This window comes from Mucilaginibacter sp. P1_D10 (assembly GCF_056406215.1).
The window spans coordinates 1-9,203 of record NZ_JBFUAP010000033.1 but is presented as its reverse complement, the minus strand read 5'-3'; the positions used below and the strand labels follow the sequence as shown (position 1 = coordinate 9,203).

At 44.7% G+C, this 9,203-nt stretch carries 6 protein-coding genes and 1 pseudogene; all 7 read right to left on the bottom strand.

All coding sequences use genetic code 11. From position 1 onward, the window contains the following. On the bottom strand, positions 1-411 hold a 411-nt coding region (locus tag AC1DYT_RS26530; RefSeq protein WP_477472498.1), incomplete at its 3' end, for a family 43 glycosylhydrolase. Positions 412-611: 200 nt separating this feature from the next. Then, positions 612-2,768 carry a glycoside hydrolase family 3 C-terminal domain-containing protein gene (locus tag AC1DYT_RS26525; protein ID WP_477472497.1) on the bottom strand — a complete coding sequence of 719 codons (2,157 nt, stop codon included), beginning with the start codon at positions 2,766-2,768 and terminating at the stop codon, positions 612-614. 66 nt (positions 2,769-2,834) lie between these two features. Beyond that, on the bottom strand, positions 2,835-3,155 hold the full coding sequence (locus tag AC1DYT_RS26520; RefSeq protein WP_477472496.1) for a hypothetical protein: 321 nt from the start codon (positions 3,153-3,155) through the stop codon (positions 2,835-2,837). 186 nt (positions 3,156-3,341) lie between these two features. Beyond that, on the bottom strand, positions 3,342-4,802 hold the full coding sequence (locus AC1DYT_RS26515) for a cellulase family glycosylhydrolase (RefSeq protein WP_477472495.1): 1,461 nt from the start codon (positions 4,800-4,802) through the stop codon (positions 3,342-3,344). Between the two features lie 61 nt (positions 4,803-4,863). Continuing rightward, positions 4,864-6,369, bottom strand: a complete 1,506-nt coding sequence (locus AC1DYT_RS26510; protein ID WP_477472494.1) for a glycan-binding surface protein — start codon at positions 6,367-6,369, stop codon at positions 4,864-4,866. Positions 6,370-6,394: 25 nt separating this feature from the next. Then, a complete protein-coding gene (locus AC1DYT_RS26505; protein ID WP_477472493.1) occupies positions 6,395-7,987 on the bottom strand; it encodes a RagB/SusD family nutrient uptake outer membrane protein in 1,593 nt (530 codons plus the stop codon). Between the two features lie 31 nt (positions 7,988-8,018). Continuing rightward, positions 8,019-9,203 (bottom strand): annotated as a pseudogene (locus tag AC1DYT_RS26500) (SusC/RagA family TonB-linked outer membrane protein); the annotation flags it as partial.

Below are 9,203 nucleotides of genomic sequence, written 5' to 3'. Positions count from 1 at the left end.
CGGGCCTTTTTCGATATTTTTAGTACTGTAAATGTGTGTTTTATTGGTATTTGCAGAAAATGTGCTCACATAATAGGTACCCTTATGGAAACGGATCGAACTTGCCCACGAACCCTCCCCATACATATTTTTGCCATTGGTGAGATTCGCTGCGTCAATATTTGCTAAAGTATCATAGGCATAACCCACCGTCTTCCAGGTCACCAGGTCGTTCGACTTCATGATTGGTACACCGGGACTCATGTGCATGGTTGTGCTGCTCATGTAGTAGCTATTGCCCACACGTTCTATTGATATGTCCGGTACGTCAGCATAAATGATGGGGTTGGTGGCTTTTTGCGCGTATAAACACGGCACTATTAGCATGGTAATTAAGGCCGTCGCCCATAACCGGTAAATCGTATTGCTCATATTGATATTTGAGTTTTTTGTCCCGGCAATAACTTTTTCATCATGAAAGTTTATATTACAAATTGTGTTTTTACACTTATTTTACTGGATCAATGGGGCATTCCCATTGAAAATTATTTTCGAGTTTATCGGCATTCCGGATAGCCTATATATCCGGTTCGCATATTTTCCATAAACTTCACACTACTTCTGAACTGAGTTTATTTAACCAGGATTTTTACTGTTTTTGAAATGTTGCGCGATGAATTGCCTAACTGGAGGATAAACTCGCCGGCTTCAACTTTCCAACCTTTTTTTGTTTCGTCGTAAAAAGCCAGGTCCTCCACCCTTACATCCAGCTCGACTGTTTTAGTTTCGCCCGGTTGCAGAAAAACTTTTTTAAAAGCCTTCAATTCTTTTTCAGGACGCAAAACCGAACTAACCGGATCGCTTACATACAATTGCACAACCTCGGCGCCGTAGCTGCTGCCTGTATTTTTAATGGTGAATTTTGCACGGATGGTTCCGTTTTTCCCGTAGCTTAATTTATCAGTCGAGAAGCGGTTTATGGCAAAATCAGTATAGGAAAGCCCATAACCGAATGGGTATTGCGGCTGGATTTTCTTGGTGTCATACCAGCGGTATCCAACCAGTATGCCTTCTTTATATTCTGCCGTTGCGCCTTTACCCGGGTAAGTATTTAATGCTGCAGCAGGTGAGTCTCCTAACGATACGGGGAAAGTAAATGGCAATTTGCCGGACGGGTTCACCACGCCTTTTAAAACATCCGCCAGCGCATTGCCAGCCTCCGAGCCGTTGAACCAGGACCAAACAATTGTATGATTTGACTTTTTGATCTCGCTCAGATCGTACGGGGCGCCGGCCATGATCACAATAATAGTATTAGGGTTAGCTGCGGTAACCGCGTTAACCAATGCCTGCTCTCCAAAAGGCAGCGCCAGATCTTTACGGTCATGGGCTTCGCTTTCATATTCACGGTTTGAGCCGATACACAAAATGGCAACGTCGCTGGTTTTTGCAAGCGCCACGGCCTGATCAATCAGTTTTTGGTCGGGCTGGTCATAGCCACTATTTTGCGCATCAGTATTGTTTGCTAAATAGTTGGCCCTGTAGCCCTGGGCAAAACTGATCCTGGCTGTTTTGCCGAATCTTGATTTTATGCCGTCCAATGCCGTTATCTCGTATTTCGCTTTTACGCCCGCGCCAAACCCTCCTAAGGCGAATGTACGGGTGGCATTATCCCCTATTACAGCAATACTTTTAATGTTAGCCGCTTTCAAAGGCAATAAATGGTTGTCGTTTTTCAACAGGACGATGGATTCTGAGGCAATATCATATGCGGTTTGGGTATGCGCCGGTGTAGCAATTGATCCTTTAGGGTGCTTGGCACTCATGGAGGTATGGTATATCACCCACAAAATCCGGCGCACTTTATCGTCAATTGTTTTTACCGAAACCCGGCCTTCCTTAACTGCTTTAAGCAATGGTTGGGCAAAATACCATTGATCATACGGCCCGCTTGATCCCATTTCAATATCCAGTCCGTTGTTGGCCGCCGCAACGGTATGGTGCGTTCCTGCCCAGTCCGAGATAACAGCTCCTTTAAAGCCCCATTCGTTTTTTAATACTTTATTAAGTAAAAATTCATTTTCTGAGCACCAATAACCGTTCAGCTTATTGTAGGCCGACATAACCGTATAAGCATTCCCTTGCTGTACGGCTGCTTTAAATGCCGGGAAATAGATTTCGCGTAAGGCCCTTTCATCAACTATAGTATTTACGCTATCGCGGTTAAGTTCCTGGTTATTTGCGGCAAAATGTTTTATACAGGCTGCTACGTGCTTGCTTTGGATCCCTTTTACAGATTGAACAGCCAACAGGCTGTTCAAATAAGGATCTTCGGAATAATATTCATAGGTACGGCCGCAAAGCGGCATCCTGCAGATATTAAATGCGGGTGAAAGCATTACAATCTTTTTACGGGCATTGGCTTCCTCGCCTAATACTACGCCATACCTGTTGGCCATTACCGGGTTCCAGGTAGCGGCAATTGCCGAACCATTTGGTAAAAATGTGGCGGAATCGGTTGTCCAGTTGGCCGAAGCCCAATCGAAGCGCTTTATTTCTTCGCGTACACCCAACGGGCCATCATCGCATGTTAGCTCCGGGATGCCTAAACGCGGCACGCCGCCCGAAGAAAATAACGCGTTGCCGTGAAGCATTTCTATTTTTTCTTCCAGCGTCATTTTGCTGACGATGCTGTTGATCTTTGCTTTAAGCGCAACCTCGCTTTTGTTTTGCGCTGAAACTCCGCCGGCCACTAAAAATGCCATAAAACAGGCAATGGTATATTTCATAATATATTATTTCTTTTCTTTTGTAGGTGTTATTTACCTGCGACAGTTATTTCAACAGCAGATGCTTTAACGCCAGCCAGGCGAGCCATTTTCTTCTTTTAAGTTTTCAACTTGTTGCGTGGGCATACCCATATCCACATAGCGTATTGTTGAAATCTTATTTTCAAGATACCTCATCCCATAATGCTCTAAACATTTTTGAGTGAAGTTTTTAATAAGTACCAGGCCCTCGTTAAATATTTTTCTCGATTCAGGCGATATGATAGGGTTCCTGAAGAAAGCAGGGTGCTCCTTCAGCAAAATACCGATCGTTTCAAAATTCTCTATCAAAGCTTTAATTTCACTTTCATCTAATTCAGGCGCTTTTGAAATCATTTGATTTTCCATATTCTCTTTTTTAACCAGTATCATTCGCTGCGGATATCGTCATGCGTTCAAACATATCCTTGTTAAAAATTCCGTAATCCATAAGGATCACGGAATTTTTTAAAGTTTAGCTTACCGGAAAACGGTACTGTACAATCTGTTCACGGTACCGCTATTCCGGCAAAAGCTTTAACCCACCATTACTTTTTACTTGTATCCCGCCTTAAGGGCATCATACATAGGCTGGTCCTTTACCACATTGTTTTTTCTGTCGAACATAAAACCTATCTCCCAATGGAATGACATAAGGCCATTGGCTCTCATAGTTTTGGTGGCAAAAGTTGTCCAGTAATCCACAGACTTGTTGTGCATAGCCAGATCCTTAGGAAGATAATTACTGTTGGTGGCGGCAGTCCTCCTCCAAACAGCATATTCACCCAGTATTACAGGGATACCTTTATCAACAAACTTCGCTTTCAACGGTTGGAGTTCAGCAATGATCCCATCCTCTTCTCCAAAGGTGGCGTTACGGTCCGGCTCAATAGTAGAATGATTCCCGGCCCCCCAGTAATAAACCATTTTGCCCCAACTTACATCTCCATCTGTTAGTATCGTAAATACAGAAGGCGTGTAGTCATGCACTTCTACCATCAACTTGTTAGGAATGTTGTCTGTTGGAAGCGTAGTCATCAAAGTAGCAGTTTTATTAGGGTCAGTGGTCGGCCCCTGCACCACCAGCACCCGGTAACTGTTCCTGCCTCCGGTAGAGCGAACCGCCCTGATGAATGTTTCGTGATAACTATTAAGTATGGCCATCTCCGCGGCATTATTAGCTGAAGGTTCATTCAAGCCGGCAAAAATAAGGTGCTCATCAAAATCGCGCATGGTTGTAGCAATCTGCTCCCAAATCGCCTTTTGCATCGCATTAATAGAATCTTGCTTTATGGCATTGCCAGTGGGACTATCGTGAGAATTCAGTATCACATACATATCATTAGCCACACACCATCCAACCACTTGTTTCACCCGCGCAAGCCATGCCGGGTCAATTGTTGCCTTGCTACGGTCGCTTAAATGAGTCCAAACCCAGTTACAAGGAAGCCGTACAGCAGTGAAACCTGATTGTTTCATAAACTTCACATACGACTCGGTCAACTTACTATTCTGCCAATCACCTTCGTTTGGGGATTCCATAGTATTGCCAAAATTTATTCCCATTCCCGTACTCATTTTCGCCGCCAGTTGCACGGCATTACTACTCATTCCGGTCATATCAGGCGCTATGGGCGATGTATTATAACTTTGGTATATGGTGGGTGCCTGGGAAACCTTCACCCTCCTGGCCTGGCCGTTGGACGCACTTAGGTATAAAGTACCAGAGCGGGTTGCCCCGGTAGCATTTTCTGACAAGGTTGTTACATGAATAACCGTGCTGCCACTGTTGCCCGATGTTGTGCTTAATTGCAGCCACGAATAAACAGGGTTGCTGATGGTCCAATCGCTACTAGAGGTAAAAGATAAATCTTGCGTGCCGCCTTCGGGCGTAAATGCGATGGCAGATTGAGTAACTGTTAGTTCAGGGTCTGCGTTTTTTGTCTTTTTACAGGAGAATAAAGATATAACTGCAATAAGAGCTATCAATATTGTAAAAGAATACTTGATTTTCATTTTGTCTTAATTTTAATTATTAAAAAAGCCCCACAGCGATATGCCGCCGTGGGGCTGTAGGCTATTTGTTTTTCACACACCTAATATTGTCAATGGCGGCATAAAAACCAGTCGCAGTTGGCGAACCCCCGAAATTTTTAAGGGTCATATTATAACTATTCGCACCGGTAGGCCCTAATAAATCGCTTATGCGAGTAACTGATAAACCATCCCCTAATTCGTTAACTTTTGATCTGAACTCAGATAAAGGGATAGTTACGGTTTGCCAACCTTTCGTTTTAAAAGCTTTGGTAACATTTGAATTAGGGATTTTCCATGGCTCATAACGCGCAACGTAAGTGTCACCTGCAAATTCAGTTCTAATATAAAGCGTACCTCCATTCCATGGCTGAGGCACACTTATTTCAAATTGAAGAGCCCAGTGTGAAACAGTATCTGTAAGATTTGCCACAGCCATCCAGTAATTAGCAGGACGAGAAGTTTTATTAGAATTACCCAATGGGGCGTACTTACTGGCACCGCCAGCTAAAACAGGAGAATTAAAATACACCATCTGGCTATTATTGGTTCCCATCGAACCATTAAAATCGGCCTTGTTACTAGTTAAAGTAATATCTCCCCACCAGGAATAACCGAACCAATCACCCCACTCAAAATTTGCTAAAAGGCCTTCAGTAACGCCATTTTGAGTATTTACTTTATAAGGAGTAGAAACCGTTCCATAACTGGTAACAATGGTCACTGGCCCACTAGCGTAGCTGTTAGAAGCCGGAGCCAGGAACTTCACATAAGCACCACGTGGAGCTTCTGTGAAATTTGTAATAGTAGCACCGCCAAAAGAAATTGACTGGACCGTCTTAAGGTAAGTACCATAAACATAAACCGAATCGCCACCGTTGGCATTAGCGTTGGAAATGGCGGCAATGATTGGCTTTGCATTTATGGTATCCCGGGCAATACCCGATTTAGTGGTTACCGTAATGAATTTGGTAGGCGTTAATGCCGGCATCAAAAAGCCAAGGGAGTCCCCATGAAGGCTCGATTTAAATTTGGAGATATCGGTGCCCCCATATACCAGGTGTTCAACCAATACTAAATTTGCACCAAAAAGATAAACCGAATCGCCCGGGTTGGCAAACACATCAGATATAGCATAAATAGTTGGCTTGGGTGGTCCTAATTTAAAGGCGAACGTTGTTGTGCCTGCTGCCGTAGCATATTCTACCGTATAAAGTTTAGTGGTATCAATTTTTCCAAACTCTATAGGAGGTATTTGCACCACCGCGCTGTTAGGCGCAAATAATGCGGAATTGAACGAGGCCGGTACCCCATCAAAATTTATTTTAGTTGCATTTTGCAAATTCTGCCCTGTTATTACTACCCATTGGCCCTTTGCCACAGCACTATTCAAAACCGTGTCGTTTGGCGAGGCTACATAACTCTTGATGCTTGCAATAACAGGAGGGGCACTGTTGGTTGCAGCATCTTTTTTACAAGCCGGCAGGAAAGCCACCAGCAGCAGGAGAAGCGGCAGATAACATAATTGTAAATATGATTTATTTTTCATAACAATATATTTAAGTTTTTTTTGATTAATAATATGGTACCGGTGGTTGAGCCAATTTAGGGTCGCTGGTAATCTCAGATGAAGGGATCGGCAACGTAAATGAACCGATAGTTGCCGGAAGCGTAGATGGCGGGGCAATAGTATCCCTTGTAGCAATACGCGTTTTAGGGTCGTAAGTAAACGAAATCCGGCCATGCGTGGCATCCTGGTCATTCAGGAACTTCACCGCATTGCTCGGATCATAATAAGAATACCTAACCAGGTCTATCCAATATTGCCCTTCAAAAGCAAGTTCAACCCTTCTCTCCGTACGCATCGAAGCCGGGGTTATCGAAGTCACAATATCCACGCCGGCCCTTGCCCGCACTCTATTAAAATAAAGTAGGGCTTCACCATCGCCCGTGCTCGCATTATTGCCCAAAATAGCTTCGGCATATACCAAATACACATCGGCCAGCCTAAGAATCGCGTTGTGTTCGATGGATGTCCATTCATCCATTGTTGGCGCATTGTTGTCTTTTTCGTTGCCAATAATGTGTTTCTTCAGCCCGGTGCCTGTCGCTTTATAACCACCGGAGGCTTGAAGCAATTCGGGATAAACATCTCCGTTAAGCATAATAGTGGCTTTGCGCCTTACCGTATCCTTAGCCGAATACATCCGGTATAAATCATACGTTGGCTGTATGGGTTGCCATCCGCCTTGTTTGTTGGGAAGGAGAGTGTTTGATGGCGAAAAATAAAGTTGTATGTTGTTGCCAGCTCCGTAACCTACGCCTGGCGCCCATTGAAGGGAAAACAATGATTCCTGGTTATCGTTGTATTGTGCCTTAAAAAGGTCGGCATAATTGGGGAGCAATGTCAACCCGCTATTTTTGCACACGTTGCCCGCATACTTTTTAGCACTGTCAAGCAAGGCCTGGTCGCGGCTGCCGCCGCTTTTGCCTACGCCCGCCATGGTCAAATATACTTTGCCCAGCATCCCCTGCGCCGACCAGGTAGTTACCCGGCCCTTTTCGTCTGTTTTGGGCAGATTATTTGCTGCATAAGTAAGGTCGTTGGCAGCGAATTTATAAACGTCTGTAATAATATTACGCGGAAGCAGCGGATCTTTGATCAGCTTGCTGTTGTCTTCTATAATGGGCACTGCGCCCCAATATACCGCCAAATGGTAATAAGCCACGGCACGGACAAATTTTGCCTCGGCTATGGCCGCATTTTTGTCTGCTGCAGAAATGGACGGATCCGCCTGTTTCTCTATGGCATTGATAACGCCATTGCATTGCCCTATAACATTGTACAGTCCAACCCAGCCATTTGTTACCAGGCCGTTTTGCGCGGTAATGGTGCGCGTAAAAAGCTGTACTATATCGTTGCTGTACCTAAAGCTGCCGGTGCCGCTCAATACGTCGCCAAGCGGTATCAAGGCGCCATTGTTCCATTGCCACCACGCCGAACCAGCGTACAGGCTTGCCGTAGCCAACCGTAGATCGGACCTGGTTTTGTAGAAATTAGTAGAACTTATCTGCGAATTGGACGGGCGGTCCAAAAAGCTCTTTTTACATCCCGCCACTGCTGCCGTGCATAGCAGGATGATGATGATTTTGTGAATTGATTTCATAAACATATATTTTAAATCGGTGATCGTTTTATTATTTCAAGGTTATGTTTGCACCAATGGTAAATACCCTTGGCTGCGGATAATAACCGCCGTCCCAACCTGCCTGGAGCGGGTTCCACGAACCAACTTCAGGATCCATGCCTTTATATTTTGTAATGATAAATGCATTGGATACGTTGGCATATACCCTGACAGAACGCACAGATATTTTTGACAAAAGACTTTCTGATATCCGGTAACCTAAGGTGATGTTTTTGCACCGCAGGAATGAACCATCCTCGATCATCAAGCTGTTAGGACGGTTATTGCTGTTGGTATTGTCGTTCCTCACCCCTACAATCGTAGTATTTGGGTTGGTAACATATACATTGTCAACATCGGTTGCAGAGCCGGCAGGATTTACAAGAGCCAGTTGCGCATAGTTTAGTACCGATGTGAAAAAGACATAACTGTTTCCCGGACTGCTTTGCTGTATAGCCATTTGGTTAAACACTTTGTTGCCATAGCTGCCGCTGAAGAAAATATTCAGATCGAAGTTTTTGTAGTTGAATGTATTATTGATACCGTACTGGAATTTAGGGATCGGGGAGCCCAAAAAGGTCTGGTCCTTCGAGTCGATAACGCCATCGCCATTCAAATCCTTGAACATACGGTCGCCGTACCAGATACCACCACCCGCTGCAGAAACCGGGTAAGGGTTACCGTTTGCATCGGCAGGCCGGGCATGGTTTTGCAAATCACCTGGCGTTGCAAATATTCCATCAAATACATAGCCGTAAAATTCGCCAATGGGCTGGCCCACTACCGTTTTTTCAATTATATCGTTAATTACATAAGATTTCTGGCTTAAGTTGGCCTGGTCTCCACCTGCACCTAAACTGGTCACTTTGTTAATATTCCGCGATATGGTAAAGCCGGTTTTCCAGGTGAAATTTTTAGAATTGATATTGGTGGTATTGATCTGCAAGTCGGCCCCTTTGTTGCTTAGCGAGCCCACATTGGCAAAAGGCGCTTGCATAGATCCCGGGCCCCAGCCCGCTACAGTACCGGAGTATGCCGGGAGCGGCACCTGCAGCAAAAGGCCGTGTGTTTCGCGGTCGTAAACGTCTAAGGAGAAACTTAAGCGCCCGTTTAAAAACGTTCCGTCAAGCCCCGCGCTGTAATAATTTGTCTTTTCCCACTTCACGTCCGGGTTGGCCAAATTGTTCTGGAACTG